Genomic DNA, 26,801 nt, shown 5'->3' with positions numbered 1-26,801 from the left:
TGAAGCCGGGGGTACCCACGAAAGGACCCCGATGAGCCACCACACCGACCCCATCGTGACCACGGCGCAGGGAGCCGTCCGCGGCCTGCGCCAGGGCGACACCACCGCTTTCCTCAACATCCCCTACGCCGCCCCGCCCCGCGGCGCCGGCCGATTCGAGCCGCCGCAGCCGCACGAACCGTGGGACGGCGTACGGGACGCCACCGTGCCGGGGCCCAACGCGCCGCAGTCCGAGCGCAAGCTCGGCAGCGTGGACATGTCCCCCTACTTCGGCACCGGTTGGAGCCGCGGCGAGGACCACCTCACCGTCAACGTCTGGACGCCCGCCGCCTCTGGCGGCGACCTGCCCGTCATGGTGTTCGTCCACGGCGGCGGATTCGTCGCCGGATCGACGCGGTCCGCACTGTACGACGGCTCCGCCTTCGCCCGCGACGGCGTCGTCCTGGTCACCCTCAACTACCGGCTCGGCATCGCCGGGTTCCTCGACATCCCCGGCGCGCCCGCCAACCGTGGTCTGCTCGACGTCGTCGCCGCACTGGGCTGGGTGCGGGAGAACATCGCCGCCTTCGGCGGTGACCCGCACAACGTCACCCTCTTCGGTCAGTCGGCCGGGGCGACCATCGTCGGCGGCGTCCTCGCCACCCCCGAAGCCGCAGGCCTCTTCCGCCGGGCGATCGTCCAAAGTGGCAGCGGCCTGGGGGCGTTCACCACCGAGCAGGCCGCCCGCGTCACCCAGGCAGCGGCCCAGGCCCTGGGCATCGAGCCCCGCGCCGACGCCTTCGCGGACATCTCCGACGACCGCTTGGTCGAGGCCGCCTCCCGGCTCGCGGGCATCGACCTGCAGACCGGGACGCACCACGATCCGCTGATCGGACTCAGCCCCTTCAGCCTGGTCTTCGACACGCAGCCCGCCGAATCCGTCGCCGCCGGCCTGAGCGCCGACGTCGACCTGCTCATCGGGACCAACACCGAGGAGGGAAACCTCTACCTGGTCCCCGTGGACAAGTACGCCACCTCGACCGCCGGGGACGTCGACGACGTGGCGGCGCGCGCGCACCCGAAGCCGGCGCGACTCGTCGAGACGTACCGGAAGGCACGCCCCGATGCGTCCTTCGGCGAGCTGCGCTCCGCCATCATGGGCGACGCACTGTTCGGCGCGGGCAGCTGGGCCCTGGCCGACGCACATACCGCTCACCCCGAGTCCGCCACCTATGCCTACGAGTTCGCCTGGCGCTCCCACGCTCTGGACGAAGAGCTCGGCGCCACCCACGCGGTCGAGCTGCCCTTCGTCTTCGATCTCGCGCACCTCCCTCAGCTGCACGGCCCATCCGCCCTGCTCGGCCCCGACAAGCCTCCCGCGGATCTCGCCGCCCGTATGCACGTCACCTGGGTACGGTTCGCCAGGACCGGCAACCCCGGCTGGGACGCGTACGACGACGAGCGCCGGGCCACGATGCGCATCGACGCCGAGTGGACCCAGGTCGACGACCCCCGCAGCCAGGAACGACAGGCCTGGCGCTGACCCTCCGGCCACCCTTCCCAAGGACACACCATGACCAGAACCGTCATCACCACCGAGAACGCACCTGCCCTGGCAGCCCCGCTGTCCCAAGGCATCCGCAAGGGCCCCGTCCTGCAGGTCTCCGGGCAGCTCCCGCTCGATCCGGACACGGGCGAGGTCGTCGGGACCACGGTCGCCGAGCAGACCGAGCAGACCCTGCGCAATGTCACCGCCGTACTCAAGGCGGGCGGTGCGGGCCTGGAGGACGTCGTGATGCTCCGCGTGTACCTCACTGATCCCGCTCACCTGGCCGAGATGAACGGGGCGTACGCGGCGGCCGTCGGCGGGCCCTTCCCCGCCCGCACCACCGTCTACATGCAGCTTCCGCCGGGACTGCTCGTGGAGGTCGACGCCCTGGCAGTGCTGGACGACTGACGACGATGGCCGGTCGTCTGACGAGGGCGTGCACCAGCCTGAGGGTTCCGCCGGCGCAACTGCTGGACGCCCTGTGCGCACTCGCCGGACGACCGGCGTCCTCCTGCGGGCCTCATCCCGTACGTCGCGTCCACCGGCAGGTGCTCCAAGCAGTGGGGTCCTCGCCGCTGGGCGCGCTGCAACCAGGCGATGTGAGCGCGGCCACGGACGTGCACGCGGGCCTCTTGAACGTCCAAGTCCCGCCCCACGCCGATACGGCCGCCCTCTGCATCCGCCGCACGGTCGACGACCTCGGATCATCCGACCTGTGGGAGCTGGCCCGCGGCACCGCCCTTACCCGGGACGATCTCACGTGGGGCGCTGCCGCGACCCTGGCGGAGGGACGTCTCGGGAACAGAGACCTTCTGGACGAACTCGCCGCGCACACTCTCGCGGAGGAGATCGCCGAACGGCCCCCGTGCCACTGGGGCCGACACCACGCCGATGCGGTACGCGCCGCGCTGTACCGGAGCCTGGCCGACCTCGCGGATGCCCTTCTGGAAGTGTCGGAGTCGACCCCGGCATTCCTGGACTGGACCGCCGACGACAACAGCGAGAGGTACGCCACCGCGGTGATCGACGGGATGGCATACGGCCTGTTGATCCAGACGGTGCAGAACGCGTCCTCGGCCGCCGAGCCCGTCTGGTACCACCCCGCGCTCCCTGCCGCACGCACCGTTTGGCAGTGGCGGATCGCGAGCGGGCCGGCCGACCGTGCCTCCCACAGCTGTGGGCCCTTCCCCTCCGCGCTCGCTGCACGGCACGCCGCCGAGTGCGCGATCACGGCACTTGCCACCGGGAGATGTGGCCTGTGAGCAGCCAGTCGGCACGCGGCCCTGAGCTGCAGCTACAGGACGCGCAACCGCCCGCTCCGTCAGCACCACTGGCACGCCGCACAACGCCACCCTCACCGAACAACCACAGAGGTAATCCTCTGGCGCGTGTGGTGTCCGCCGACATCCTCCGCAGGGTGTCGCGGCTGTCCGTCGGCCCTTCCACGTAGACGCGCAGGCCGCCGAGCTTCTCCTTGAGATCAACGAGGCGGTGGCCGGGAAAGACCGCGTGAAGCTGTTCATGCGTATGCTCCAGCAGCTGCCGCCAGCCCGGCCCCACGGCGTGAATCCGTCCGGGGTGTGCACCAAGGCCAGTGGGGGTGTCGGTCATTTCCCCATCCTCGCGCGGCGCGTACCTGCTGGCTCTCCCCGCCCGGCGCTCCTGTTCCGGCACGAGTGCGGGTCAGGTCTGGTGAGGGGCGCAGTGGCCCGAGCGGGGATCTCGGCGAGTAAACCCGCCGCACCTTGCGGCACTGACCAGGAAGGCGGCCGCACGGCGGACGGCACTTCGTGCCGCGCTGGCGGTGCGTGCCCGGGCCGGCGGCAACCCGGGGCCCGCGCCGAGTCCGCTTTCACACAAGGGGGAGGCTGTTGTCCAGGGTGGGATTCGCCTTCACGGCACGGTCGCGGACCAGGTTGTAGTGGACGCGTTCGGAGGGGTGGTCGCGTCGGATCCAGGGGATTGTCGAGACGAAGCTTGCGAACTCGGCTGCGGCGGCTATCACGGCGTCGCTGTCGCGTTGGCCGATTCCCAGTTGCATGGTGAGGATCGCCCACTGGGCTGTCCAAATCTCTGACCCCGAGGCGCGGATGATCTTGTCTGTGGTGTCGTACATGCGATGCACACTGGGCGGTATCCAAAACCGCTCCCGGTTTTTGCGCGCCCGGTCGGTGGCGAGAATGAACTCGGTCTCGAACTGGGAGCGGGCTGCTGCAGGCAGATAGAAGTGCACCCCTGTTTGCTGGTTGAAGTCGAAATAGCTGCGGGAGAGCGGGCGCGCGTCAAGGGGCGTGGGCTGGTGACGCAGGTCGAGAGCTACATGGACGAGTTGGCTCATCAGCACACAGGTGATGAGATGACGTTCGGCCTCCGCGCACTCGGCCCGTTTCGCATCCTCGAGCGCCTGCCTCAGGACGTGCAGAGCACGCAGGTGGTAGCCGTTGCCGCGCAGGGCGATGACCTCGTCGTGGACGGCATACAAGGCGGCGGGCGCATAGGGGCCCTGGAGCTGCCGTATCCGCTGCGCCGCCCAGACGGCGGCCATGCGGGCGGACTGCTGGCGCAATTCGATCGCGCAGATCCGCAGCATCTCCGCCTCGAGCCCCGGATCCGGCGAGGTGGGGTACTGGGCCAGCGCCCACATGCACACTTCCGTCAGCGCGGCAGCGCGGCCGTCCTTGCTGACGTGGGCGTCTTGCAGGTCGCCCAGGAGTCCGGCCAACCAGTCGATGTCCGGCGGCTTGCTGCGGGAGCGGATCGTGCCCGGCACCAGATGAGTGAGGGCCGCAGGCAGGGGCTGGCCGATGGCCAGGAACGGCGCGGGATAGCGGGAAGGGCCTTCCGGCGGCAGCTGTTCGACGCGCTCCTTCAGGTGCGTGCGCAGGCGGTAGCTGCGGCTGCGGGCCGGGCTGCCTTGCGGGCGGGTCCTGTTGCGGGGGAGAGGGGCGCCGCGCACCTGGGCGGCAAGGCCGGCCAGCGCGTGGGAGGCGTCCTGGCGAAGGTCGTGGTCGCCGACGTCGAGTTGGGCGTGCAGCGCGGCGAGCGCAGCCTCCAGGCGGGCGGGGGAGAGCTTTTCTAAGCGGACCGCCGACACGTCGGGCGCGGGAATGTGCAGGGCTATGGCGCGGTGCACATTGTGCACGTGGCGCACGGTCAGATCCCACTTGGCGGCGAGGCTCTTCTTCGCCACTGGTGTCGGCGCCATCCCCGCGGCCCGCAGCCAGATCGAGGCGTTGCGGGGGCTGACTTCGCCCATGCCTACCAGCTTCGTCACGACGGTGACGGGATGCTCTTGCCGGCCGGAAGCCTCTTCCACCGTTGCCCCCGAGGAATGACGATCGGACCGATATTTCTGATCTGTGTCACGTTAAGTGGCTTGGATGGAGGTGTCTACATCGTGGGGGTCATGGTGGAGGCCGGCGCCCGGCCGATGGACGGGTTCAACCGCCGTCGGCCATCCGGCAGATACACCCCGAGGGGGATTTTTCGATGCTGGCACTTGAGTGGTCCGCCCTCACCGTCCTGGTTCTCCGTCACCTCGTGCACTTTCTGACGGTGCGGTGTCTGACCCGCAGTCAGGAACGCCGCGAGCGCCAGCTGTTGCAGTTCTTGGCCGCATGCGGAGACGGCAGCGCAGCTCGTCGCCCCGTCGCCGAGGCGCTGCGCGCGTTGCAGGCGGCGCCAGGCGTCGCCGAGCCTGGTCGGCGACACCCCTCCCGCGCTCGAGGTGCCGCCCGCGGCGGGAGCAGAGGCAGAGGCTGATTCGGGAGGGTCGCTACTGGCCCACTTTCAGCGTCGCCGACCAGACCCCTGCTGGCGCGCACCCCGGTGCGGTCTACGTAGAGGATTGCGTTCATGATCTCGCGCAGGTCATGTTCGGGCGGCCGACCGAAGTCCAGGGCCCGGCCGCGACGTTCGAAGCGCCACGCGGACAGGACCGGCTGAATCAACTCCCAGCGGGCATCGGACAGATCACTCGGATACGCACGGCGGTCGGCCATGTCCTGGACTTACCGCCGGCCGGGGGCGTGCACCCAGGCGTGCATCCTGCCTGGTGGAAGCACGGCACAGATCCGGGCGTCCTGGAATGAGACAGGCGTAAGCCGACTCACTCCCCAGACGTCACACCATCGGCCTCAGGAAGCGAGACCACCTCGGCGGCCCCACTCGCACCAGTTCAACGGCGGGCGCAATAGCGGAGCTATCACCGCATTAGAGATGAAAACGACCTCTCAGCAAGGCCCAGAGGCCCGGAGCACGGTCATAAGGAGGAGCGCTGAGAAAAGAGGGAGGCCACCGCCGTACGTAGTAGTCACGCTGTGTCCAGCGGCCACCCGTGAACTTCGACGCCCTCGATCGTCGTTGTCAGCAGATGCTCGGGCACCTCTTGCGGGGTGTAAGGGAGGATCAACGGCATGCTAGGCCAGCGCTATTGGACAGAAGCCGCTTCGGACAGCCCAGGGTCACACGTCCCCGCGTGCCCGGACCGTTGCCTCTTGCCGAAGCCGGGATAGCACCGCAAGAGACTGCTCAAGAGCTCCCTGATGGATCACGGGGCGGGTGTTGGCGAGTTCGCGCCGGATCTGTACCGCTTCGGTGATCGCTTCCAGTGCCTCCTCTTGGCGTCCCAGATGCCCCAGCCGGATGGCGAGGTTGTTCAGGCTCATGGCGAGGTCGGGGCGCTGCTGGGGGTCTTGGTTGGAACGTTCGCGTTGCAGGTTGGCGATGAGCTGGGTCAGGCGTGCTGCCCAGGGGGCAAGGTTGCGGCTAGCGCTCGGCAGCTGGTCGGCCCACTGTTCCAGGCTGGCGAGCGATGCATCTGGCGCATTGGTGATCTCGTTGAGCGCGTCGAGCAGGGGCTGGGGTTCGGCGGTCTGGGTGGTGACTTCCATGGCCGGCACCACGAGGGTGTCGGCGTGCTGGATGCAGAGGGTGGTCAGGTGGGCGTCGAGTTGATGCTGGAAGGCGGGTTGGGCGGCGGCGCGGGTGTAAACGGTCAGGACCTGGGTGGCCTGGCGTTGGCTGCCGCCGGGGATGACCTGGTGGGCGAGGTCGGGGTGGGTGAGCAGGCGGCGTCCGATGAAGCGTTCGGTGAGCCGATCTGGTTGGAGGGTGTCCCAGGGGCGGCCGGGTGTGGTGGGCGGGTAGAGGGCAGTGATCCAGTCGCGTACGGCGTCGCGCCGGTCGCGTGACTGGTCCTTGAGAGCGGGCAGGCGGGCGAGGAGGTCGTCGGCTTCACCAGTGGTGTCGGCTCCGGCGAGGAAGACCGCGGCGAGGGCGTCGGTGAGCGTCGCCAGGGTGAGCGTGGTGCGCAGCTGGGTGCTGCTGGTGGACCAGTAGCGTTCTTCGTGTTTGAGCAGCCGGTCTTCAACTGCGCTGTCGCCCTGGGCTTTGGCCGGGTCGGCCGGATCCTGGTCCTGGTGGGAGGCGATGTCGAGGAGGTCGGCCAGGGCGCTCATGTGCAGGGTCAGGGCGGTGGTCTGTGGACTCTGGTCTTCTGCACGTGGGGCGTGGCCGCGCTCCGGCGCGGCGGCGCTGGTGTGGGTGAGCCGGGTGGCGGTGGCGGGCCAGTCGTGGTGCTGCAGGTCGGTGACGTGGGGCAGTTGGCCGGCGTAGGCGTGGATGGCCTCGCGGTAGGCGGTGGTGCGCGAGTGGCCGGGGTCGGGCTCCAGCGGGGGCAGGTCGATGGTGGGGGCGCCGTCCAGCAGCTCCTCCGCCAAGGCGCTCTGGGCCTGCAGCTGCCTCCACCAGTCACCCGCGGTCCGTGCCACCAGGAGCAGCTTCACCGGTGTGCTGCCGGTGTGCCGGAAGGCCGCCTCGAGGAGGGCGGCGAGCTGGGCGGTGCGGGTTTCGGCGTAGTCGACGACGACCAGCAGCGGCACCGCCGCCTGCGCCAGCACATCAAGGCTCCCGGGCCCCGTGTCGGGCCGCAGCCACAGCACACTCCTCGCCACCCATTTGCTCTATGTGGGGTACACCACGATCGCGGAAACGTGGACACTTCCCACGAATCCGTCATCCGAAGGATCACCGCCAGAATTATCCTTTAATCCGACTGTGATTTTCACGCCAGGGCTTTGCACTCCGCCAGTCACGTGCCACCCGTCGTTCTCGACGACAACTTCCATCTGCCGCAACCAATGTTGAGAAGGGTGGAAAGTCGCGTTGGTCGAACCACTGCTGCCGCCCTGGCCGGAGCGGGCGCCGGGGCCGCTGCCGGTGGTGGACCGGCTGTGTCTGCAGGGCATTCTGTACGTCCTCTGCAACGACATAGCCTGGCAACTGCTGCCGCTGGAGCTGGGTTTCGGCTCCGGGCAGACCTGCTGGCGGCGCCTGGAACGGTGGCAGCAGGCCGGTGTCTTCGACCAGTTGCAGCGCATCCTGCTCGCCGAGTTGAACGTGGCCGGCGAACTCGACTGGTCGCGCGCGTGTGTGGACGGCTCCCACATCCGCGCGAAACAGGGGGAGCCGACACCGGTCCGTCGCCGGTCGACCGGCGGAAGACGGGCAGCAAACACCACCTGATCTGCGACGGACGCGGCACCCCGCTCAAGGTCATCACTACCGCTGCCAACGTCAACGACGTCACCCAGACCCTCGCCCTGGTCGACGGCATCCCGCCCGTTGCAGGCCGCCCCGGCCGCCCGCGCCGCCGCCCCGACTCGCTGCTCGGCGACAAGGGCTACGACTCCAACTCCCACCGCGAAGAGCTGCGCAAGCGGCGGATCCTGCCGGTCATCTCCCGCAAGGGCTCCCCGAACATCAAAGGTCTGGGCAAACTCCGCTATGTCGTCGAGCAGACCTTCGCGCTCCTCCACCAGTTCAAGCGCCTCGCCGTCCGTTGGGAACGCCGCACCGAACTCCACGACGCCTTCGTTTCATTGGCCTGCGCCCTCATCTGCTGGAGGCGGCTGAAGAAGCACCGATCATGATCGTGTTGCGAGCTCATAGCGCCCTGTGTCCACGTTTCCGGGGGCGGGGCGACCTGGCTGTCAAGGTGCTCGATATGCCGTGCCGTGCCGAACGAGGATGATTGAGCCCGGTGCGATGCACCACATCAACCCAAGCTGATAAGTCGCAGCCGGACCGCCCCGCGGTCAGGGCTGGTCGTACCAGGCAAACGCTGCGATCCGCCAGCCCTCGGAGGTGCGGACGAACTGGATGGTCTTGGTCCCGTCTCCCTCGAACGGCTCACCATCCAAGATCCCGGACTTGCGGTACTCGCCGAACCGCGACGCGATATCGCCCGCGATCTCTGTCCGTTCAGAGGTCTCCCACTCGGAGAACTCGACCAGCCGACCGTCGGTCAGCAGCCGCTGGCGAGGCTCGATGAACTCGTCCACGGTGTAGACCGTGAACTCCGGGCCGGTCTTGACGATCACGCCACCCGGAAGAATCAGCTGGCGGATCCGGGCCACGTCGGCAGCCTTGCCGCCCCGGTTGTCAAAGGCATCGAAGAACTCGGCGGTCACGACGTCTATCTCGATCTTGGACATGGCGCGACAGTAACAGCGAAGGGGCGGCGGACGTCGTCGGTCTCGACGGGCTGCGGAATGTCGTCGTGGCAGACCGTCGCGCGCCAGTTCAAGCGCCTCGCAGTCCGCTGGCAGACGGCTCGACCTCCACAACGCCATAGTCTCCCTGGCCTGCGGACTGATCTGCTGGAGACGACTCAACAGCCCTTCACCATGATCGTGTTACGAGCTCGCAGGGAGCGAAAGAGGCTTTCCGTCTGGGCCCGTGGCCGGGATCAGCTCCCCGACACCGGTCACCACCTTGCTCGAGTCGGCGGCGAGAGCGGGCGCGATCGACACGATCAACGCAGCAGCGAGCAGAGCGCCGATGAGGCGCATGCGTCTTAAACGGTGCACGTGGTTCCTTCCCATCGCGCGGCGGAGCCCAGGCGGTGGGGGGACGTGCGTACACCCGTGGCCAAATCAGGAGCTGTCAAATTACATGCCCCTGCCATACCCGTTAAACGCATATGTGCACTCGCGCGAAGATACACTCCATACTTCCGCATTATGGTGAGTTCGCTGCACAACAGGCGGTCCCCTCACCGGGGTTCACGCCAGCCAACCCCACACCCTCTTCGGGATTGAAATCGAACACCTGCCCCGCTGGTGATTGCTTGAGGTCGACGACATGGTCGCCGCTGTCGCGGGCTTGGACGCCCTCCACGTCGATGCCGAGGCGGGTGCCGTGCTCCACGACGGCCTCCTTGCACCCGGCGTCCACCCACGCCTTCATCACGGTGGGCGCGTTCGCCATCACCCTGTCCAGCCGGGCGATACCGATGGCGAGCCCTTCGCCGGTGGGGTCGGAGAAGGTGGCGGTGGCGCTGTAGGTGTAGCCGTTGAGGGTTTGTGGTTTGTCGGTTTCCAGGAGTGGGTCGACGCTGATGAACCGGGCGAGGACGGGGTCGTACTCGCGGGCGCCGATGTGGGTGAGACCGGAAGATGAATCACGTCTCTTGCCGAGGAAGGTCTTGTCGTCCGGCCAGGTTCCGGTGCCGCCGGTGCGGAAGGCGCCGAAGGGGGTGGTGTAGCGCTTGGTGATGGCCTGGGTTGTGGCGTCCAGGGCGAGGCTGGATGTGCCGTCGTGGTCCGCGGCGAGGTAGGAGAGGGTCGAGGTGCCGGACTTGTTGCTGCGGACCGCGATCGCGGCGGAGCGGGCCGAGTAGTAGCGCTGAGCCCAGTACTTGATGGTGGAGGTGCTGGTGTCCAGGTGGACTTCGGTGGCGCCGGGGTAGAGGACGGTCTCGCCCGTGGTGTTGCGGCGGATGAGGAGGCTGCCGTCGGCGTCGTAGATGTACCCGGTGGTGCTGCTGCCTTCCACCAGTTGGCCGAGGCGGCTCTCGTTGTCCCAGGTCAGCTGGTCGACGCCTTCATCAGGCCCCGGAGTGGGCCAATAGGCGTGCGTAGCGCTCGGTCTGCCATCCGATGGCGTCCAGAACCCCGCGGAGCAGGAGCGAGTCGCCGCGGCCGGGGAAGACGTGGACCACTTCCGTGAGCGGCGAAGTGCCCAGTCCGTTCGCGTACTCATCCAGGGCCGTGCGCCTGGCCGCGGCTGCGCGGGCCGGGGCGGCCAGTGCGGCCGGCGATGGTTCATCGCGTCCTGTCATGCGTCCTGATCCGACGCGTTCGCCAGGGAGGATCGTGGCCAGGAGATCACGGCCCTGTGCGATGTCGGCCGGGAGGAGGTATGAGCCGAAGACCGGGACATCACACGATGCTGCCGCGCCGGCCACCGCCCGGTGGATCAGGATGTGGTCCGGATGGCCGGTGAGTCCGTCCGGTCCCACTGTGAGCACGACATCAGGAATGATCTTCTGGATCTGGTCGGCAATGACGTCGGCCAGGTCTGAGACCGATGCGGTGGTCAGTGAGCCGGGCGTCGGCCGTCCTGCGGTATCTGTCCATCGTCCCTCGGCCAGCCAGTTCCACTCGCTTACGCCGAGTCTGGTGCATGCCGCATCCAGTCGAGCGGCACGGCGTCGACGCGCCTTGGCGGTAGAAGGGGCGTCAGGTTCTGCGGCCTCCCCGCCCGAAGCAGTAATCAAGACGACACGGCTTCCCTGCCGGCTCAGCATGGCGATCGCAGCACCGTGGGCGAACACCTCGTCGTCGGGATGCGCAGTCACCACAAGCGTCGTCGAGCCCCGGCCCAGATGACGGAACAACACGGCAGTCCCTTTCCGGGGCCAAAGCCCACTGATCGCAACCTGACAGCATCAGAAACAGCCACGAAGCTCACTGGCCGACCATGTCCAGCCAGGTTCGGTACTGACGGCTGAAAGGCTCCGTGCCGTCGTGCAGAGCACCGGGGAGCCACTCGGCTGTCGCAGTCGCTTGCATCACCACCTCCAGCGGGTAGCCGTACTGCACCCGATGACGGGCGAACTCGTCTTCGTCATCGACGGATACGGCACCCGTCGCCCGTATCCGGCACATATCGGGATCCAGGTCGACCATGGTGACCTCTCCCGGGTTCGGCCACTCAGGCACCGTGGTGACATCGCAGTAGACATACAGGTCGGCGGGAGCTGCCTGGAAGAGCGCGGTCCACCAGGCATCGCGGGGAAAGAGCATGACCCGCGGCTCTTGAGTTGTGCAGACCGGGCCCACTTGGCCTTTGCTGTAGACCGTACCGACCTGCGCACCCAGCCGCACGCCGTGCTCGTCCTCACCAAGACGGGCCATCGGATGGTGCCAATGCAGGCGGCCGTCGAGCTTGCGCACGCAGACGAGAACCTCGGCAACGTTCATGATCAGGAGGCTACTTGACAGTCTTCCCCCGGTGAACCGTCCCGGTCGGGCGCTAGAGGTTGTCCCGTATGGGGCGTGAGCTATCCGGTGCGGGCGATGCCGAGCATGGCCTGGTGAACGCCGTTGCCCTTGAGGCGGCAGTCCCGCAGGATCTTCCAGTTCTTCAGCCGGGATAGGGCGTGTTCGACTCGTGCCCGTGCCCGTGCCCGGCGGTGGACGGCGTTCTCTGCTTCCTGTTGCGGGCTGAGGTGTCTCTGGCCTCGTCGCCTGCGGTGCGGGATGAGAAGGCCGGTGCCCTGGTAGCCACCGTCGGCGATGGTCGGGGCGCCGCGGCAGACCCGGTCCACACCGGACTCGGTGAACGCCCGGCAGCCGTTGCGACTGCCGGGCAGCGGCAAGCCGATCGCCACCACCAGGCGGCTGTTGGCGTCGATGACGACCTGAAGATTCGTCGAGTACCGATAGTTCTTGCTGGACGCGGCGACGCTGCGGTCCCGGGTAGGCACCAAGGTGCTGTCGACGATGGAGACGGTGTCCTTGCGCGCCGCACGCCGCTTGCCGTGCGCATCGGCGTCGGCGGCACCCGGCAGCAGCCCCGCTGTGTGACACATTGCGCCGGAGTCCCGGGCGGCGGTGACCGCGGCGATCCCCCTGGGTGACGGGTCACGACAACGGCATCTCCGCGCGGCGGCAGCGCCCACAGCGCGGCGTCCTCGGCCTCGTGCTCGTCCACGGCGGCGCGTTCGGACGGGCCGTCCGTGAAACACAAGGACTGGGGCGGGCAGGAGCGCTCGCCTCGGCAGGAGCCTCGGTCGTGGGCGCGCTCAGCACACTCGCGCACTGGCTCGGCCCGCTGCGCGCGGGGGTGCTCGGCCTGCTGTGACGGAGTGAGAGAGCTGCTTGGCTCTGCGATGAACCGATGTGTGCACTCGCGACAAGGCTTCTGAGCCAGGCAGCAGAGCGAGCCGATCCCGGTGCTGCAGTCAGCGCGCTCACAGACCACCCGCCGATCCGGCAGGCCGTGCCCACAGCATGCCCCTCGGAGCGGAAAGCCACGGTCAGAAGCGATAAGAAGCGCACCGCACGACCACCGCAGAGTGATGACGTTTAAACAGGTCAGAGATAAGGCGCTCATCCAAGCGCCGTCGCATCCCGAGCTGAGAGCGCGAGTTCGGTCCTCGTCACCATGCGAACCCCAGGCCGGCGGCCCGGACTTCGCAAGCGGTCACCTCCCTGCGGCCATGCCTGACCGAAGCTGGACCGGGCGGCCCAGTTCTGGCCGCGGCCCCGTGCCGGTGGTCGTCGGTCGGCAGGTCGCGGGCGGGCTCGCGCAGGTCCGGTTGGGACCGCGACCGCTGTCGGGGCCCTTCCCCGGCCCGTGAGTTCGACGTACTTCTGGCCCCGCTCCTCGCGTTCCGTACCAGGGGCACCCTGGGCTCGACGAACTCGTACAACCGCGTTTCAGGACCCGGGGCACCGCGCCTACGGGTGTGGAACCCTACGGATCGGCACCACCGGCTCCTCGTCGTGGAGGACAGCCAGGCCGCGGTGGCGGCGATGGCGAGGTCCACCGGTGGCATGTCAGGCCGGCGCGGCACCGGGTCGGCCCCTCTGCAGCAGTGTGCGCCGTGTCACGCATCGCAGAACCTCCCAAGTTGCCCAGATCACAGCGCAAACGCCCCTGTGGCATCCATGCTCGAAACGGATATGGAGTCCCTAACCGGAGCGCACTGTCATGGACTTGGATGAATAGCTCACAAGTGATCTATGGCACAGCGCCCGCGACAATTCATCTCGTTCTCTGTAGAAAGGCGCCAATCATGGCCGCTTACCTGTGCCCGCCTGCCGTGATACACGGCAAGCACGCCGTGCGGACCAGTCAGATTGTGGACGAAGTGCGCGGTCAGCACCCGAACGCGGCGTGGGCGCCGCGGATCGACGCCATCGCGGCCAGTACGAGCATCGAAACCCGTGGCTGGATGCTGCCGTTGGAGGCCGCCGTCGCGCCCGGCAGCGGAAGCGGCCTGCCGGCCGCCGGCATAGGGCCGGCCCGAGAGGCGCTGGCCGGTGACGGGTTCACCGAACAGGACGTGGATCGCGTGATCGCTGCCCTTGAGGCGATACCCGCGCGACAGACCGTCCAGGAACGCACTGCGCCGGCCTGGTCGGCAGTGCAGTCCTACGGTGAGCGTGCGGCGCGCGGGGCCCTGCAGATCGCCGGGCTGGACGCCGCGGACGTCGACTGTCTGATCACCAGTCACTCCACCACCCCGGCGCTGCCGGGGCTGGACGTCTCCCTCGCCAACAGACTCCCGCTCCGGCGCGACGTGCTGCTGCTGCCGGCCACGCAGTGGGCGTGCATAGCCGGGACCCGCTCCCTGGCGCTGGCGGCGGATCTCGTGGCCGCGGACCCCGACCGGGTGGTCCTGGTCGTGATCGCGGAGGCACTGAGCACGACCTACCAGCCCGCGGACGACACTCTGGAATCCCTGATCGTCCGGTTGCTGTTCGCGGACACTGCGGTCGCCACGGTGGTCACGGGCCGACCGAGGCCCGAGTCGACGCTGCGGCTGGACACCGCCTGGCACCACACTCTGCCCGGCACCCAGGACCTGCACCGCCTGGAGACACGGGAGGACGGCACCCACTTCGTGATGGACCGGCGCGGGCCGCGCGCAGTGCAGGAGACGGTCACCGCGATGTGGGAGTGGTTGCGCCTCCGATACCAGGACGACCCCGGCTCCTGGCACCCCGACGTTCTGCTCGCTCACCCCGGCGGGACGCGTGTGCTGGAGTACATGGAGGAGACGATGCCCGACGGGTGGCCGTCGGGGCTCCTGCGCTACAGCCGGGACAGCTACACCAGCGGCAACCGCGGAGGCGCCGCCGTGTTCGACATCATGCGGAGGGCGTACGACGCCGGGCAGAAGGCGGGCAGCCGTGCCGTCCTGTACGCGGCTGCACCGGGCCTCACTGCCACCGCCCTGGAAGGGGAGTGGCTGTAGTGCGGACTCGCGCCCCTCGTAACGCCGGTGCCGCCGCCTGACGAACAGCTCCCGCGCCGCCCGGCCAGCGCCCCGTCACCACCCGGCCGGAGCCTCGCCACCAGCCCGCTGACGCCTCATCACCGCCGAGCCGACACACCGTCACCGCTCGACCCAAGCCCACACCACCTTCCCGGTGTCCGTCCACCGCACCCCCCACCGGGTGGTGAGCCCATGCACTACGTGCAGGCCACGGCCAGTGTCGTCGAGGAGCCCGCCCGGGCCCAGCCGCGGCCTGCCGTTGCCGGTGTCGCCCACCTCGCACAGCAGCCCGTGGCCGGTCCTGATCAGCCGTACCGTGATGGGTCCGCCGGCGAAGCGGACCGCGTTGGCGACCAGTTCGTCGACCACCAGCAGCACGCTGTCCCTGGCGTGCTCTCTGGCGCTCCACTGCCCCAGCAGCTCGGAGACCAGTGTGCGGGCCCGGGCGGCCGCGTCGCCGCGGGCGGGTAGACGCCACGTCGCGGTGTCCTCCTTGCGGTAACCGATCATGCGAGCGATCAGCAGAGTCACGTCGTCGCGCCGACGTGTCGGCGCGACCGCCGAGACCACGCGCCGTGCGGCCTGGTCCAGGGCGTCCCACGGGTGCACCGAGGACACGGCGCCCGTCAGCCTGTCGATGCCCTCGTCGATCGACAGGGCGGGATCCTCCACCAGGCCGTCGGTGTAGAGGGCGAGCAGCGAGCCCGGGGGCGCACAGAACGCGTGCACGTCGTACGGCTCCCGCAGCGCGAACTCGGCGCCCAGTCCGGGGTGGGGGCGTATCGCGACCGGGCCGGCAGGTCCGTCCAGGGGGACCAGGACCGGGGGGAGGTGGCCGGCGCTGGCCACCGCCACGTGGTGGCTGACCGGGTCGTACACGGCGATGCAGCAGGTCGACCCGAGGGCGCTGTAACCGGCCGCCAGCCCGGAATCCGCGTCGTCCAGCAGCGACACGGTCTCGTCCAAGTGCTCCAGCACCTCGTCGGGCGCCAGCCCCGCTGACAGCAGCGCGCGGGCCTCCATGCTCAGCTGTCCCATGGTCGCCGCGGCGCCCAGCCCGTGCCCGACGACGTCTCCGACCACCAGCGCGGTACGGCCGTCCGGCAGCGGAAAGCTGTTCACCCAGTCGCCGCCGACACCCGCGCTGTCGGGGGTGGCGGGCTGGTAGACGCTGGCCGTCTGGATGGTGTCGCCGCCGGACCGCGGCAGCAGTCGGCGCTGCAAGGCCAGTACCTGTGTGTGCTCGCGCTGGTGTTGACGGGCCAGGTCCACGTGGTGGGAGGTCCTGGCCACCAGTTCCTGCAGGTCGAAGAGCTCGCTGTCCGCGAAGGGGAGGTCCGCCCGCCGCCAGACCTCCGCGACACCCAGGACGACGGGCGGCGTCCCGTCCAGGACCAGCGGTATGCACACCACGGCCGCCGCCTGGTCGCCGGGCACCAGGGCACGTACCAGCCGAGGACTGTCGAGCACCCGTTCGATCGCTTTTCGGTCGGGTATGACGATGGCCTGCGCGGCATCGTCACGCCGTATGGCCTGCGACAGCAGTCGACTCGCATCGCCGGGAAGATCGTTGCCCGGGGTCACGTAGCCGTCGGGCCACGCCCGGTCCGGCACCAGGGCCGCCCGCCGCAGCCGGAGGCGCCCCTGCGGCTGCTCGGTGACCGCCTCACCTGTCCACACGGCGAAGTCGAGGTCGATGGCGGTCACGTCACCCCAGGCCAGCAGGGACTCCGCCAGCGACTGCGCGGTCTCGCCGATGTCCAACGAGGTGCCGATCGCGGTCTCGGCGGCGTACAGGTGCAGCCTCCTGGCCATGGCGATCAGTGAGACGGTCAGGCCCTCCTGAGGCGCCGCGGCGACCAGGATGCTCATCGAGACCACCAGCTCCGACCCGTCGCCGCGTCGCAGGCGCTGGACCCGGGCGACGTGCGGCTCACCGGTCTCGAGGACCTGCCGCAGGCGCCTGGTGACCGTCGGTACGTCCGAGGGAGGCAGGAGATCAACGAAAGGGCTCCCGGCCACGGCCTCCACCCCCGCGAAGACCGGGGCGTCCAGATTGCAGCGGGTGATTCTCAGATCCCGGTCCAGATTGACCGCGCCGAGGATTTGCTCCTGACCGGCGGGGGTCGGGTTGTCGGATACGTCTCGACGGGCGGCGTGGTCCCCCTGCGAGTCGGCGGAACCGGCGGCCGCTGCCGCTCCGTCGCCTGGCATGTACTGCCCCAAAGCGCTGCTGACCATGTCGAACGGTGACGCAGACGAGGGGGGTGGGGTGGAGTCCATGCGACTCTCTCAGCTCGCTCGCCGACCCCGGCACCACGTCGGAGCCGTACCAGAACCCGGGCGACAGAGTCCCGGGATTCTTGACCGCAAACCTCATTCAATAACACCCGGGGCCGCTTCGCCTACATCAGCGGGCCGCACGGTGACGCGGTGGCAGCCGACGACCAGTCGACGACCGGTGTTCCCTCGCAGTCGTTCCATGGTCGTCGCCGCTCTGCACGTCGTCGAAGCCGCCTGCATGGAGGCTGCGCACCCTCGGTGCGGGGCGGGCGGACGTCGAATGACAGCGCGGCCCCTCGGCGGTGCGGGAGAAGGGCGGATCGCCTCAGGATGGCGCTGCGGCGGCCGCCCCGTACGCGAGTGCTGCGGTTGACCGCTCCGTCCGCGATGATGTCCGTGGTCAGCACGGAGGTGTCCAGTAGCACGCGGCGCAAGGGCCCGCGCTGATACAGGGGGCGCTGTCGGGCCGGCACCAGCTCACTCATCCGCGGATCGTAGTGATGGCCTTGACCGACGGTGCGGAAATCTGGGCCGTGTGCGGGCTGTACCGGAGAGCGCTGAGCCCTACCGACCAGTCGACACGCGCTCGACCTTCGGTCCTTTCGCTGCGAAGGGACGGTTCGTTCCTCGCCACTGTCGTCGCGTGAGGAAAGGCTAGAGGTTGTCCTGGCATGAGCCTCTACAGCCGCATCACCCAGGTCGCGGTCCACCTGCTTGACGGCCACCAGAGCGCGCGAGCTATCGCGGACCGGCTGCGCGAGCACAGTCCCGGTGTACGGGTCCCGGCTGGCTTGCTGTCCAGGCTCTATGGGCTGAAAGCGCGCGTCGTCGCGGACGGCGAGTTGCCCTCCGACCTCGCCTCCCACGCCGTCGGCCGTGTCCTGGCCCAGGCGGCCCTCGAACCGAGCCAAGCGACCTGCTGCTGTTCGCCGCCGTCAGCGCCGATGTCCAGGAACCCGCCAACGCCCACATCGTCGCCGCCCAGACCGGGCTGTCCTGTCCGGTCTTCGACGTCTCCAACGCCTGCTGATGGAAGTACCAGGCGTCGAGACGGTTGGTCCGGCTGGCCAGCACGCTTGCCCGCTCCGCAGCGCGACGGCGGCGTGCCGCCACGGTCGGCGGACCGAACTGAGGGAGCTCGCGGGCGATCCGGACTGGGTCCGGCTCCAGATACAGACCGCTCTCGTAGAGGTGCAGGAAGAGGTCGAGCTCGTCGACGGCGTCGAACTTCTGCGTTGTCTCGACGTCGGTGCGGCGGCGCAGGTAGAGGATGAGTTCGGCGGGGCGGGCGAGGAGTTCACCGATGGTGCGCAGGTCGTGCTGGGACACGGTCCAGGGCAGGTTCGCGGCGGGCAGCCGACCGGCCCGGACCAGGTCTGCGGTCGTGGTGGCGATTCCCGACAGGTCTTCGAGGCTGACGGCGACGGTGTGCACCTCGCGGATGTGCGCAAGGTCTAGCCAACTCCCGTCCCGCAGTCGCAGGCCGTGGTCGGTGTCTATGCGTTCGCGCAGCCGTTCGGCTTGTGCGGCTGCGTCCGTCACAATGCGGGTGAGGGCGGCGCAGCCGCCAGCTGTCTCCGGTCCGTGCGCGCGGGTTGAGGGCCACCGCCTTGGCCTCGATGATGAGGAGGCCGAGGGCAGGACGGCTACAGCGGCTGCGGCTGCCCCACGTTCACGGCGGCCACGATCGAGGAACTGCCGTACACCACGCCGGACGACCCGGACAGCCCCGCACCCTGGTACGACGCGGACGTGTCCGAGTCGGCCGAGTTCGCCGGCGTGATGGTGCTCCAGGTCGAGGGGCTCGACGACTACCCGGTGCAGCGCACCGTGACCGGCGGCATCGCGGGAGGCGGGGCGATCGGCCCGGCGCGGGCGCTGCCCCGCACCATCACGGTGACCGCGCTCGTCCTCGGCTCGTCCTGCTGCGGCGTAGACTACGGGCTGCACTGGCTGGGGGAGGTCCTCCAGGGCTGCGGGACGGGCGGCTGCGATGGCGACTGCCTGACGGTCTACAACTGCTGTCCCGGCGAGGAGCTGGACGCCGTCACCTTCAACTCGAGGCACCGGCGCACCCTGCGCCGGGTGGCGCTCGTCGAGGGCCCCCGCGTCACGGCTCGCGCGGGCAAGGGCTGCGAGGTGGGCGAGTGCCAGAACGGCGCGGACATCCTCACGGTGGAGTGGGTGATGACCGCCGCGGTGCCGTGGTTGTGGACCGATCCGCTGCCGGTGCTGGAGGTCACCCCGCCGATGGACTTGGTCGGGTCGTGCGTCGAGTGGTGCCTGCTCCCACCAGGCGAGTGCCCGGGAGGCTGCCGGTTCGCCGAATGCCCGGACCCGACAGCAGCGTGCGCAGACCCCCGCTGTAGGCCGTCGACGCCGCCTCTGCCTGGGGCACCGCTGAACACCTGCTTCTGCCTGCCGCTGGCCGCCGAAAGGTCCTGCTACGAGATGGACCTGACCGGGCGTCCCAACTGGAGCTCCGACGTCCCGATCGTCACCCTGCGGGCCGGGTCGGGCGATCTGCGGAACATCACCGTCGAGATCTACGAGCACGGCGACCAAACGATGACGTGCGAGCAGGTCGCTGACTTCAACCGCTGCAACCCGCAGAACTACTGGCACGTCACGTTAGTGCCTGCCGGAGGCGCCGTGACGCTGGACGGCCAGACGGGCAGGGCAACGGTTGAGTGCGGCGGGGTATGCGAGTCCAGCCCCGACGTCTACGGCCGCGACGGCATGCCTCCCACGTACCAGCTGCTGGAGTGCGCCGAGTAGTGCATCTCCACGGATATCGAGTCGCCGCCGGCGATCGACGCGATGGTCACGGTCAGCGTGTCAGGCCGAGGACACTGACGGCTTGTCAATCTTGGGCTGAGTCTTGCACACCGGCCGCTCATACGCCTCGCGCAACTGCTCAGGGGTCGTGATGCCGTCGCGGTGCAGCCATCCGCGCGAAGCGGCAAGCGAACTGGTCGTTGAACCTTCGACGTTATTTACCTCCCTGTACACCTTGACGACTTGAGGCGACGAGGAGAAGTGTGGGGTGTGAGCTGCACTTGCAAATGGTCAGGTGACGCACGATGGAAGCCGCCATCCGCAGCCGCACACGGCTATAGCTGTGTGCACTTCGCACTCTGCGGAGCCCTCGCCCCACCAGCGCCCATCGGAGCAGCTCGGTCGTAACTAAGAGCGGACAGACCCAGGTTGACGCGGAGACGAAGGTCAAGCCGCCCAAGAAGCCGAAGAAGATTAAGTAGATCCCACTAGCTCGGTCTGGTGATGCATCATGGAAGCCGCCATCCGCAAGCGCACGGCTATAGCTGTGTGCGGCTTCGCACTCTGCGGAGCCCTCGCCGCACCAGCGGCCATCGAAGGGGCCTCGGTCATATCCGATAGCGGACATACCCAGGTCGACGCGGTTAAGAAGCCCAAGCCGCCCAAGAAGCCACATAAGCCGCCGAGGCATTAGGCGGTGGGCTTGGAAGTCCGCCCGGCGGTGGTCGTGAACCGCTGCCCTAGCAGGTGTCCGCGCCACGACTCCGGCTCCCCGATGGAAAGGTGAGGGGCCGGGGTCCTTTGTTGCTGCGGTCCTCGTCCTTGTCATGCGGTCACAGTGTTGCGCGCCAGATACCCTGACACGCGGACGCCGCTGGTTTTGGGCCGGGCTCACCTCACGCCAGGGGAGTCGCTATGGCCGTAGCGGGCTGCGGGAGCCACACCGCGACCATCCTCGACCGCAACGGGGCCACCGTGACCACGGCGGAGGTGCTCACGGAAGTCGAGTGGAGCCGCGTCCTGGACGGCACGAGTTCCGCGCGGGCCCTGATCCAGCCGGACGGCGACTGCTGCAACCGCCTCGGCCAAATCGGGTCCTGGCGCTCCCGGCTGGTGATCTTCCGGGATGGCAAGTACGTGTGGGACGAGCCGGTCACCGGCGTCACCTGGTCCCTGGGACAGGTCGAGGTCCTCGCCGAGGACATCAGCGTGTGGCTCGACGACCGCGTGCCCCACGAGAACAAGACGTTCACGAACGCCGACCTGGCGGAGATCGCCCAATGGCTGATCGACGACGGGTTCGCCCCCGACGACCCGGGCCACACCGTGCAAGTCGTCGGGAACGCGGGCATCACCGGCTCCCGCTCGTACACGGCCGGGGTCGGGCAGACCGGCGACCCCCTCGACCAGCTCGCCGAGGCGGGCATCGACTACACGGTCATCGGGTCGACGTTCCTGCTGCTGCCCGAGACGCACATCGTCAGTGTGGGCCGGCTGTCCGATGCGGACATGCCCGAGGGCCTGGAGGTCAGCGACGACGGCAGGGCCCTGGTCACCCGCTGGATCGTCGCGGGCAGCGAGCAGTCCGGCGTCACCGGCTCGGACGGCGGCATTGACCCGGTGTACGGGTTGCACGAGCGGTACATCGAGATGACCGAGATCGCCGATGCGGCGTCGGCGACGCAGGCGGCGAAGGCGCGGCGCCGGACCTCGGCGCAGGTACCGGTGTTCATCGACACGCAGCAGGTCACCATCAGCCCGCTCGCGGCGATCGACGTGCCGCACCTGGTGCCCGGGTGGGCGCTGGACGTCACCAGCGCCAGCACGTGCCGCAAGGTCACCCAGCGGCTGAAGATCACGGGTGTGAAGGTCACGGAGACCGGCGGCGACGAGAACACGCCCGGCACGGAGAGCGTGCAGGTGCAGGTCGCTGCGGCGGCAACGGAGGCGGCGTAGATGGCCATGCGTGGAACCCCGGCCCGCCGCATGGTCGGCAACCCGTAACCGCGTCAGGCTGTGGGCGCGGCCATCAGGTGGACCTGCACGCCGGGCCCGGCCGGCTCGGCGAACGCCCGGGTCCTGGAGCCGCTGCCGGACAGCATCAGCCCGCTCGTCCTGGCCCTCGTTCCCGGCCTGCTGACGTTCGCGGCCGGATGGAAGGCGCGGCATACCCCGCGCCCGGGTTGAACGTCGGGGCACGGAAGTGGTCAGGGGCGGACAGGCCGACGACCAGGCGGGCCGCGGCGGCGAGGAAGGCGGTGTTCAGGTCGAGGCCGACCGCGAAGGGCAGCACGCACTCCTCATCGCTCAGCTGGTCCACCGACCGCACCCAGTGGTACGCCTCCTCGTTCAGGAACCCGCCGCTCCAGCCGGAGTTCACGACGACGGGGTGTTCGGCGGTGGCCTCCGGCGGCGCCGGGTCCATCGGCTCCGTCCCCAGCGAGCCGGGATTGTGGCCGGGCCCCCAGTTCCCCGTCGCCGGGTCCTGCTTGATGTCAGCCGTGGATGTCAGCGGCTTCTGATCCGTAGCTCTAGAGAGAACGGTTGGTCACGGTCATACCGGCCGGAGTTGAGGTCGTGGCAACCACTGCCGAGCGGCGGCGGTTGCTGTGGTTGCTGTACTTCGCTGCTGTACGCAGAATCGCCCGCATGGGATCTATGCAGCCTGAGCTGAGCTGGCCGTATGAGGGTGAGGTCTTCCCTCAAGGCCTACTGGCCATCATCCAAAGAACCGTCTCAGCAGGGGAGTTCCCGGCCCTGACTGTGATCCATGATGACGAGGACGACTGGCTCGTGAGCGACGGCGTACACGATCCCAACGGCGGGGCCTCATCAGTGCTCCACCTCCAGCACGTTGTGGACTCGGACCCATCGCTTGCCGAGCTGGCCACCATGCCGCCTGGATACGTCGCCTGCCGCTCAACAGCCGGTGATGCCTGGGTCATTGAGGAGTGAACCTACCTCGATGATTAGCAATGCGGATCGGCCGTAACCTGGCGCGTTGCTGACCTGCGCGTTCCCGGGGCGTTCGCCGACATTCCCCGTTGCTCCCCCTTGTGCGCTGTCCGATCGGGCACGAAGGGGGCCTCTGCCGGGTGCGCGCCCCTCCACGCGTTCCTGGGCGACCGTAACGCCCGTCCCCCTCACGCGGCCGCTGAACCTGAACGGAGGCTGCCTGGGGTTCCCGCTTCCCTGCGATCGCCCATGTCGCATGATGTTCGCCATGTCATTGACCTTTGGCCCGGACCGGCAGGCCCGCGATTTTCAGTGTGACTGCTGCCAAGCTCCGATCGAACGGGCGTGGAACTTCGTCTACGCCGACGACGCCCCGTACGCCCTGTACTACGCGAACTGCTACCACCACCGGGACCAGGATCACGACGTATGGACAGACGTGATCTTCGGAACGTGGGGGGCTGGGTCCGACCAGTGGGACGATCACGTCGCGTTCGCGTGTCGGACCGGCCCTGTCGCTGGGCAAGACGAGCCCGCATCCACCCTGGTGACGGCACTCCATATATCCGGACGGGCCCCTGTTCGGCCGCAAGCTCGACCGGGAAGCGGCCCTGCAACATCCACGCTTGTCAGAGTTCTGGCGGGCCTCTGACTTCATCCTGGAGAACGACCCGCTGGTTCGTCGCCCGTACGAGGCCAAGGCTTTGAGGTCTGGCCTCATCCCTATCAGGTCGATCATGGGGACTGCCTACGTCGACCAAGCACTCTTGCGCCTCTCGATCGTCCCCTGGGATCCAGCGTCAACCGCTGCTGTGCGCGCTTGTTGGTGCCACCATTGGTGTCAGCCGCCGCACGCGATCTTGACAAGGGCACCCTCGCCCGTTCTGCAGCACCGGCCGCGCCCGAACCGTCCAACACACCGCCCGCCTTACCAGGACTCGGCCTGCAGGAACAGCGTGATCACCTCCACGAAGAACCAGATGGAGAACACCAGACACGCAAACCACAGCCCCCATGAGACCCAGCGGACCTCTCGCCGTATACGCATGTGCGGATCATCCCCCTCGCGGTCCTGCCCTGTCACCAGCCCGGCTCACCCACCACTCACCCCAGCTCCCATCCCGTCCGCCGTCGACCCACACATCGTGGAGCGGGCGTGGTTCATGGCGTCCAGGTGGAGCGCGCCACTGTACGAACGACCTGAACGCCATGGTCCGCGTCTGCTCGGCTCTGCCTGGGTCGATGGTGGACGGGATGGGAGCTCCCCGCGCACGCCACTACGAACCCGCAGTCGGGAACGGCGCCCCCTCGTGCGCTGACCGACCTAGCGTCAATCCGGTGTTCGCCGCGTTGATCGGCATGCTCGTTCTCGACCAGCATCTCAGTGCGCCATCGTGGCTGGCCATCACCATGATTGTCGCCGCCAACGCTATCTCCGTGGGCACCGCCTCCAACAGGTCGACGAAGAAAACCGACCTCTTGCAGTGACACCGTGTCGGACGCCCGCGCCTCGGTCTGAGCCTTCGCCCGCTGCCACCTCGACGTACAGGCACCTACCGGCATCGGTGTTTCCGCGCGTCGGCGGGACGCCAGCGACGTGCTGGGGCGGCGTCTGCCGCAGGAGGTCCGCGAGCGCGGCGCTTCGTTCTGTTCGGAGGTGTAGTCACGGACGTAGGCCCGCACCGGGACAAGTGTGCCGCGCCCTTCCCGTTGGTTCCGCGGCGTGTAGGGCCTCGTGCGCTTGTGCTTGGTGCCGGCCTTCGCGAGCGGGCCGGCCCTTGCGGTCCTTGGTGGGCTGCTTAAGCGTCACATGAAGCCGGTGATCCGCAGTGTCTGCTCCAGCAGTCGTGTCTCGGTCTCCCGTACTCGTTCCAGGAAGTCCATGCCGAGTGTGGCCTCATGGGCGGACTCTGCGGGTGGGAGGAACAGCAGTCGTAGCCTGAACTCCCTTACCTGGTGGTCCAGGTCGCGGTAGGCCCGGAGAGTGCCGGTCAGCGGCTGGTGGAGTGCACACGAGTCGGCGAGATGGGTGATCCGGCGCAGGATCATCCCCTTGTGCTCCGAGAGCAGGTGGAACCTGCGGTAGTCCAGAGCCGCCGTTCCATTCTTCACCTGGGCGAGGTGGTGGGCGAGATGGTCGTACGTCCTCGTTCCGGCGTAGATCTCGAGATCGGTCGGGTCCGGTGCCTGGCCGGTAGGTGTGGACCACCAGGTGCCGGTGTCGTGGTCCTCACCCGGTGTGCCCGAGAGATAGTTCTGAAGTGCCTGGGCGAGGCGGGCAGGGCTGAAGCTGTGGGCAAGGGGGCGGGGCCTCAGGAGCTGGACCGGGTAGCGGACGTCCGAGCGTCCCTCGTCGACAGCGGCCTTCGCCTGTCGGAAGGCCGTGGTGAAGTCGTCGTAGGAGAAGCGGAGTTCGCGGAAGATGCGGGGTCTTCCGCCGAATCCCACCACGGCGATCTCCCGTCGTTCGTCGTCGTAGCCGAAGACGAGGTACTCGTGCAGCCGGACGAACTCGCGGCCGCGCAGATGGTCGTCGTCGACGAAGACGGTGCCGTGGTGGCCTGCGGAGATCCGGTCGCGGATCAGGTCGATGACGGATGGGCCCGCTTCGGCGACGGCCGTCCAGTCGAGGGTCTGGCACTCCAGGACCCGCTGGTAGCCGAAGGAGTCGGCGAAGTCGAGGTGCGGCTGCTCGCCGCTGCTGGGGGAGTACTCCGAGTGGAGCTGGACGTAGTGCTCCAGGTACCAGGGCCGGCTGTCTTCGTGGGCCAGGACCACGCACAGGGGGAGGGCTCCGTAGAGGTAGGAGGTGTACTCCCGCTGGATGTGGGTCTTCAGGCAGGGCACTGAGTGCTCCCCGGGGCTCAGGAGAAGACGCGGACGACGTCCCTGACGTGTGCCACAGCGTCGCCGTAGGCCCCGAAGTGGGCCAGCACGCTGAGGTGTTCACGCAGGTGCAGCAGGGGCATGCGATCCTGCCAGCCGTCTGTCAGGGGGGTGATCTCCTCGTACGCACGGAAGAAGCGCTCCGGTGGAGGGTCGCAGCAGTAGATCATGCTGAGGTCGGACTCGGCCCATGCCCAGCACACTGCCGGGTCGATGAACACCGGCTCACCGGCCGCATCCGCGACGAGGTTGCCGCGCCAGAGGTCGCCGTGGTTGAGGACGCTCGGGGCCGCCGGGACGAGTTGTGGGAGCCGCTCGCAGATCCGTTCCAGGCCTGCGAGGTCGGCCGGTTCGAGCGCGCGGCGGACCTTGGGTTCGCGGAGGTAACGGCGGATCCTGTGCTCGGCGAAGAACTCATGGCCGTCGTCGGTCCAGGTGTTCTCCTGGGGGAGCAGGCCCAGCCATCCGTCGGTGTCCCAGCCGAACCGCTCACCGCGCACCGCGTGCAGCTTGGCGAAGGCGCGGCTCGCTGCCTCCCAGAACGTCTCGGTATCGGGCCGTGGGCGCAGCGCCTCCATGAGGAGGTGGTGGGCACTTACCTCGAAGACCCGGGGCGTCCGGATGCCTGCCCGCTCCTGGAGCGCCGCGAGTCCGGCCGCCTCCAGGGGGAAAAGGTCGGCCGGTGCGTCGGTGGATCCCTTGAGGACGTACGTCGTCGAGTCGTCGAGGGTCAGCCGCCAGACGTCGTTCACGGCGCCGCCGGAGAGCGGCACGGCGTCGGCGACGTGCGGGACGACCGAGCTGGGCAGGCTCTGCCACCGGTCCTTCACGAGGTCAGCTCCGACAGGGCGTCCCACAGAGTGCGGGCGGTATGGAACATCGCGAACATGATCCTGTCGTCCGGGAAGGTCACGTCGAACCCCTGCTCGAGGTCCACGACTATGTTGACCGCGGTGAGTGAGTCCAGGCCGTAGTCCGCGAGGGGTGTGTCGTAGTCCAGCGGCCGTTCGGCGGGGAGGCCGAGGTTGGTCTGGAGGATCTTCTCGAAATCGGTGGAACGCTGCATCCCTGGTCTTC

22 protein-coding genes and 3 pseudogenes are annotated in these 26,801 nt (G+C 68.6%); 10 read left to right on the top strand and 15 right to left on the bottom strand.

All coding sequences use genetic code 11. The features are described 5' to 3' along the window. Nucleotides 1-31 precede the first annotated feature (31 nt). From RNB18_RS31450 to RNB18_RS31440, 3 genes are all read left to right on the top strand, one after another. On the top strand, nucleotides 32-1,522 hold the full coding sequence (locus RNB18_RS31450; RefSeq protein ID WP_311717500.1) for a carboxylesterase/lipase family protein: 1,491 nt from the start codon (nucleotides 32-34) through the stop codon (nucleotides 1,520-1,522). 30 nt (nucleotides 1,523-1,552) lie between these two features. Then, nucleotides 1,553-1,936, top strand: coding sequence for a RidA family protein (locus RNB18_RS31445; RefSeq protein ID WP_311717499.1), 384 nt, complete (start codon nucleotides 1,553-1,555; stop codon nucleotides 1,934-1,936). A gap of 191 nt (nucleotides 1,937-2,127) precedes the next feature. Then, nucleotides 2,128-2,790 carry a hypothetical protein gene (locus RNB18_RS31440; protein ID WP_311717498.1) on the top strand — a complete coding sequence of 221 codons (663 nt, stop codon included), beginning with the start codon at nucleotides 2,128-2,130 and terminating at the stop codon, nucleotides 2,788-2,790. Between the two features lie 590 nt (nucleotides 2,791-3,380). On the opposite strand, the gene RNB18_RS31435 is transcribed toward RNB18_RS31440, so the two are convergent. From RNB18_RS31435 to RNB18_RS31420, 4 genes and pseudogenes are all read right to left on the bottom strand, one after another. Continuing rightward, nucleotides 3,381-4,802: a hypothetical protein gene (locus RNB18_RS31435; protein WP_311717497.1), complete on the bottom strand. Its 1,422-nt coding sequence runs from the start codon at nucleotides 4,800-4,802 to the stop codon at nucleotides 3,381-3,383. A 116-nt stretch (nucleotides 4,803-4,918) separates the two neighbouring features. After that, nucleotides 4,919-5,239 carry a hypothetical protein gene (locus RNB18_RS31430; RefSeq protein ID WP_311717571.1) on the bottom strand — a complete coding sequence of 107 codons (321 nt, stop codon included), beginning with the start codon at nucleotides 5,237-5,239 and terminating at the stop codon, nucleotides 4,919-4,921. A gap of 110 nt (nucleotides 5,240-5,349) precedes the next feature. Next, nucleotides 5,350-5,529, bottom strand: a pseudogene (locus RNB18_RS31425) (transposase); the annotation flags it as partial. Between the two features lie 462 nt (nucleotides 5,530-5,991). Beyond that, nucleotides 5,992-7,482, bottom strand: a complete 1,491-nt coding sequence (locus RNB18_RS31420) for a tetratricopeptide repeat protein (RefSeq protein ID WP_311717496.1) — start codon at nucleotides 7,480-7,482, stop codon at nucleotides 5,992-5,994. 211 nt (nucleotides 7,483-7,693) lie between these two features. Between RNB18_RS31420 and RNB18_RS31415 the strand changes: the two genes are divergently transcribed. Then, nucleotides 7,694-8,460 (top strand): IS5 family transposase gene (locus RNB18_RS31415; RefSeq protein ID WP_311717495.1). Its coding sequence is split into 2 segments (ribosomal slippage): nucleotides 7,694-7,985 and nucleotides 7,985-8,460, totalling 768 coding nucleotides; the frame shifts between segments, so codons are not numbered across the junction. Between the two features lie 165 nt (nucleotides 8,461-8,625). Here the strand turns inward: RNB18_RS31415 and RNB18_RS31410 are convergent. The 5 genes and pseudogenes from RNB18_RS31410 to RNB18_RS31390 all read right to left on the bottom strand — a co-directional run. Further along, nucleotides 8,626-9,024 (bottom strand): nuclear transport factor 2 family protein, encoded by a 399-nt coding sequence (locus RNB18_RS31410; protein WP_257542460.1) that lies wholly within the window; start codon nucleotides 9,022-9,024, stop codon nucleotides 8,626-8,628. 526 nt (nucleotides 9,025-9,550) lie between these two features. Beyond that, nucleotides 9,551-10,366: an RHS repeat protein gene (locus tag RNB18_RS31405; RefSeq protein WP_311717494.1), complete on the bottom strand. Its 816-nt coding sequence runs from the start codon at nucleotides 10,364-10,366 to the stop codon at nucleotides 9,551-9,553. A gap of 52 nt (nucleotides 10,367-10,418) precedes the next feature. Further along, nucleotides 10,419-11,210, bottom strand: a complete 792-nt coding sequence (locus RNB18_RS31400; protein ID WP_311717493.1) for a PIG-L family deacetylase — start codon at nucleotides 11,208-11,210, stop codon at nucleotides 10,419-10,421. A 70-nt stretch (nucleotides 11,211-11,280) separates the two neighbouring features. Further along, entirely contained in the window at nucleotides 11,281-11,796 is a 516-nt protein-coding gene (locus RNB18_RS31395; protein WP_311717492.1) for a DUF402 domain-containing protein, read from the bottom strand. An 80-nt stretch (nucleotides 11,797-11,876) separates the two neighbouring features. Continuing rightward, nucleotides 11,877-12,350 (bottom strand): annotated as a pseudogene (locus tag RNB18_RS31390) (transposase); the annotation flags it as partial. A gap of 101 nt (nucleotides 12,351-12,451) precedes the next feature. Between RNB18_RS31390 and RNB18_RS31385 the strand changes: the two are divergent. Further along, nucleotides 12,452-12,679 (top strand): hypothetical protein, encoded by a 228-nt coding sequence (locus RNB18_RS31385; RefSeq protein WP_311717491.1) that lies wholly within the window; start codon nucleotides 12,452-12,454, stop codon nucleotides 12,677-12,679. A gap of 937 nt (nucleotides 12,680-13,616) precedes the next feature. Further along, nucleotides 13,617-14,801, top strand: coding sequence for a beta-ketoacyl-[acyl-carrier-protein] synthase family protein (locus RNB18_RS31380; protein ID WP_311717490.1), 1,185 nt, complete (start codon nucleotides 13,617-13,619; stop codon nucleotides 14,799-14,801). A 141-nt stretch (nucleotides 14,802-14,942) separates the two neighbouring features. Here RNB18_RS31380 and RNB18_RS31375 read toward each other — a convergent pair whose 3' ends face one another. Beyond that, nucleotides 14,943-17,105 (bottom strand): SpoIIE family protein phosphatase, encoded by a 2,163-nt coding sequence (locus RNB18_RS31375; RefSeq protein WP_311717489.1) that lies wholly within the window; start codon nucleotides 17,103-17,105, stop codon nucleotides 14,943-14,945. Between the two features lie 738 nt (nucleotides 17,106-17,843). Continuing rightward, entirely contained in the window at nucleotides 17,844-18,647 is an 804-nt protein-coding gene (locus RNB18_RS31370) for a hypothetical protein (protein WP_311717488.1), read from the bottom strand. A 210-nt stretch (nucleotides 18,648-18,857) separates the two neighbouring features. Here RNB18_RS31370 and RNB18_RS31365 point away from each other — a divergent pair, with 210 nt between their 5' ends. Together RNB18_RS31365 and RNB18_RS31360 are read left to right on the top strand one after the other, a co-directional pair. Next, entirely contained in the window at nucleotides 18,858-19,883 is a 1,026-nt protein-coding gene (locus RNB18_RS31365) for a hypothetical protein (RefSeq protein WP_311717486.1), read from the top strand. Between the two features lie 915 nt (nucleotides 19,884-20,798). After that, entirely contained in the window at nucleotides 20,799-21,839 is a 1,041-nt protein-coding gene (locus RNB18_RS31360) for a hypothetical protein (protein WP_311717485.1), read from the top strand. A gap of 223 nt (nucleotides 21,840-22,062) precedes the next feature. On the opposite strand, the pseudogene RNB18_RS31355 reads toward RNB18_RS31360, so the two are convergent. Next, nucleotides 22,063-22,371: pseudogene (locus RNB18_RS31355) on the bottom strand (telomere-associated protein Tap); the annotation flags it as partial. 56 nt (nucleotides 22,372-22,427) lie between these two features. Between RNB18_RS31355 and RNB18_RS31350 the strand changes: the two are divergent. Both RNB18_RS31350 and RNB18_RS31345 read left to right on the top strand, forming a co-directional pair. Continuing rightward, on the top strand, nucleotides 22,428-22,838 hold the full coding sequence (locus RNB18_RS31350) for a hypothetical protein (RefSeq protein WP_311717484.1): 411 nt from the start codon (nucleotides 22,428-22,430) through the stop codon (nucleotides 22,836-22,838). Nucleotides 22,839-24,176: 1,338 nt separating this feature from the next. Beyond that, nucleotides 24,177-24,326, top strand: a complete 150-nt coding sequence (locus RNB18_RS31345; protein WP_311717482.1) for a hypothetical protein — start codon at nucleotides 24,177-24,179, stop codon at nucleotides 24,324-24,326. Between the two features lie 318 nt (nucleotides 24,327-24,644). Here RNB18_RS31345 and RNB18_RS31340 read toward each other — a convergent pair whose 3' ends face one another. The 3 genes from RNB18_RS31340 to RNB18_RS31330 are packed head-to-tail and all read right to left on the bottom strand — an operon-like array spanning nucleotide 24,645 to nucleotide 26,790. Then, the gene (locus tag RNB18_RS31340; RefSeq protein ID WP_311717481.1) at nucleotides 24,645-25,685 is read right to left on the bottom strand and encodes a hypothetical protein; all 1,041 of its coding nucleotides are present in this window, start codon (nucleotides 25,683-25,685) and stop codon (nucleotides 24,645-24,647) included. A 17-nt stretch (nucleotides 25,686-25,702) separates the two neighbouring features. Continuing rightward, on the bottom strand, nucleotides 25,703-26,554 hold the full coding sequence (locus RNB18_RS31335; RefSeq protein ID WP_311717480.1) for a fructosamine kinase family protein: 852 nt from the start codon (nucleotides 26,552-26,554) through the stop codon (nucleotides 25,703-25,705). Further along, complete coding sequence (locus RNB18_RS31330; RefSeq protein ID WP_311717479.1) at nucleotides 26,551-26,790, bottom strand: acyl carrier protein; 240 nt, start codon at nucleotides 26,788-26,790, stop codon at nucleotides 26,551-26,553. Before RNB18_RS31330 ends, RNB18_RS31335 begins: the two co-directional genes overlap by 4 nt. Between the last annotated feature and the right edge of the window lie 11 nt (nucleotides 26,791-26,801).

Origin of the sequence: Streptomyces doebereineriae (assembly GCF_031845645.1) — a bacterium.
Classification (GTDB): domain Bacteria; phylum Actinomycetota; class Actinomycetes; order Streptomycetales; family Streptomycetaceae; genus Streptomyces; species Streptomyces canus.
The sequence above is the reverse complement of the archived record's forward strand: the minus strand, read 5'-3'. Positions and strand labels throughout refer to the sequence as shown.

Bases quoted from the DNA above. Each gene is read 5' to 3' on its own strand.
- RNB18_RS31450 (WP_311717500.1), top strand. From the start codon at position 32: ATGAGCCACCACACCGACCCCATCGTGACCACGGCGCAGGGAGCCGTC.
- RNB18_RS31445 (WP_311717499.1), top strand. From the start codon at position 1,553: ATGACCAGAACCGTCATCACCACCGAGAACGCACCTGCCCTGGCAGCC.
- RNB18_RS31410 (WP_257542460.1), bottom strand. From the start codon at position 9,024: ATGTCCAAGATCGAGATAGACGTCGTGACCGCCGAGTTCTTCGATGCC.
- RNB18_RS31395 (WP_311717492.1), bottom strand. From the start codon at position 11,796: ATGAACGTTGCCGAGGTTCTCGTCTGCGTGCGCAAGCTCGACGGCCGC.
- RNB18_RS31380 (WP_311717490.1), top strand. From the start codon at position 13,617: ATGGCCGCTTACCTGTGCCCGCCTGCCGTGATACACGGCAAGCACGCC.
- RNB18_RS31375 (WP_311717489.1), bottom strand. From the start codon at position 17,105: ATGGACTCCACCCCACCCCCCTCGTCTGCGTCACCGTTCGACATGGTC.
- RNB18_RS31360 (WP_311717485.1), top strand. From the start codon at position 20,799: ATGGCCGTAGCGGGCTGCGGGAGCCACACCGCGACCATCCTCGACCGC.
- RNB18_RS31330 (WP_311717479.1), bottom strand. From the start codon at position 26,790: ATGCAGCGTTCCACCGATTTCGAGAAGATCCTCCAGACCAACCTCGGC.